Annotated in this window: 2 protein-coding genes; one reads left to right on the plus strand and one right to left on the minus strand. The window is 70.5% G+C overall.

All coding sequences use genetic code 11. The features are described from left to right. A partial coding sequence (locus ACTUAL_RS07715) for a M55 family metallopeptidase (protein WP_440899761.1) occupies nt 1–176 on the minus strand: 176 nt, incomplete at its 3' end. Between the two features lie 195 nt (nt 177–371). Between ACTUAL_RS07715 and ACTUAL_RS07720 the strand changes: the two genes are divergently transcribed. Then, nucleotides 372–1,959: ABC transporter substrate-binding protein (locus ACTUAL_RS07720; protein ID WP_440899760.1), on the plus strand; the 1,588-nt coding region annotated here is incomplete at its 3' end.

Consider the following 1,959-nt stretch of genomic DNA (forward strand, 5'->3'; position numbering starts at 1 on the left):
GCCTCGTTGACCAGCACGTCGTCCGCGCCGCCGTCGAGCAGCCCCGCGGCGCAGGCGTTGACGTCGTCGGTGAACATCCGGCGGAAGCGCTGCCACTGCTCGGTCTGCGGCACCACGTCGGCGGTGCAGGTGACGCCGGTGGCGCCCTCCATGTCGGCGGAGATCAGCACGCGCACGGGTTCACCCCCACCGGCTTGCGACAACTCTTGACGCTACTACCGCCATAGTGGTTAATTTCTGACATCCACTCAGTGTAGGAGGGGGTCACTGTGGGTGTCTGGCAGCGTATCGCCGCCGCGTCGGCGGCGGCAGGTCTGTCCGTGTTGCCCTTCGGGGTACCGGCCCAGGCCCAGAACGAGGTCGTCTTACGGGTGGCGATCACCCAGCAGGTCGACTCGCTCAACCCGTTCCTGGCCACCTTCCAGGCCAGCACCGAGGTCGGCAGGCTCATGTACGACTTCCTCACCGCCTACGACCAGCGCGACCAGACCCCGGTCCCCGCCCTCGCCGACCGGTGGTCCTCCAGCGAGGACCGGCTCACCTGGACCTTCCACATCCCCGAGGGCCGCAAGTGGTCCGACGGCCAGGACATCACCGCCCACGACGTCGCCTTCACCTACGACCTGATGATGCGCGACACCACCGCCGCCACCGCCAACGGCAGCTTCACCGCCGACTTCGAGTCCGTCACCGCCTCCCCGGACGGCCGCGAGGTCGTCATCAGGACCAAGCAGCCCCAGGCCACCAAGCTCGCCTTGGACGTGCCCATCGTCCCCGAGCACGTCTGGTCGAAGGTCACCAGCGTCGGCGACTACCCCAACGACCAGGGCCCGGTCGTGGGCAGCGGCCCGTTCGTGCTCGCCGAGCACAAGCCCAACGAGTTCATCCGCTTCACCGCCAACAAGACCTACTGGCGCGGCGCCCCCGAGTACGACAGCCTCGTCTTCGTCTACTACAAGACCACCGACGCCGCCGCCCAAGCCCTGGCCAAGGGCGAGGTCGACCTGGTCAACCGCCTCGGACCCGCCCAGTTCGACTCGCTGGAGGGCGCCGAGGGCGTCACCCGCAACAAGGCCAACGGCCGCCGCTTCACCGAGCTGGTGATCAACTCCGGCGCCGCCACCAACACCGGCGAGCCCATCGGCGACGGCCACCCCGCGCTGCGCGACCTCGTCGTGCGCCGCGCCATCGCCCAGGCCATCGACCGCGACGCCATCATCGCCCGCGTCAACAACGGCTACGCCCAGCGCGGCACCGGCCCCATCCCGCCGGTCTTCCCCGCCTACCACCTGCCGCAGCCCGACCCCGACCCGCTGACGCACGACCCCGCCGCCGCGAACGCCGCCCTCGACGCCGCAGGGTACGCGCGCGGCGCCGACGGCACCCGCGCCAAGGACGGCCGCCCGCTCAAGATCCGGCTGCTCGGCCACTCCAGCCGCGCCTACGACGAGCAGGCCGCCGAGTTCGTCAAGGGCGGCCTCGCCGAGATCGGCATCGCCGTCGACGTGCAGATCGTCTCCGACAACCAGCTCAACGAGTCCGCCACCGCCGGGACCTTCGACCTGGTCTTCTCCGGCTGGGGCACCAACCCCGACCCCGACTTCATCCTGTCGCTGCACACCTGCGCCCAGCGCCCCGGAGCCGACGGCAAGGGCGGCACCACCGACACGTTCTTCTGCGACCCCGAGTACGACGCCCTGCACGCCCGCCAGCGCGCCGAGTTCGACCAGGCCAAGCGCGCCGACCTGGTCAAGCAGATGCAGCGCCGCTTCTACGAGCAGGTCCCGGCCGTCGTCCTGGGCTACGACAACGTGCTGGAGGCCTACCGCAGCGACAAGTTCACCGGCTTCCCCGTCCAGCCCGACCCCGGCGGCGTGATCATGGCCCAGAACGGCGTGTGGGGCTACTACGGCGCCACCCCCGCCACCGCCACCGGCGCGCAACCGGACAACGGCAACG

Source organism: Actinosynnema sp., assembly GCF_052038725.1.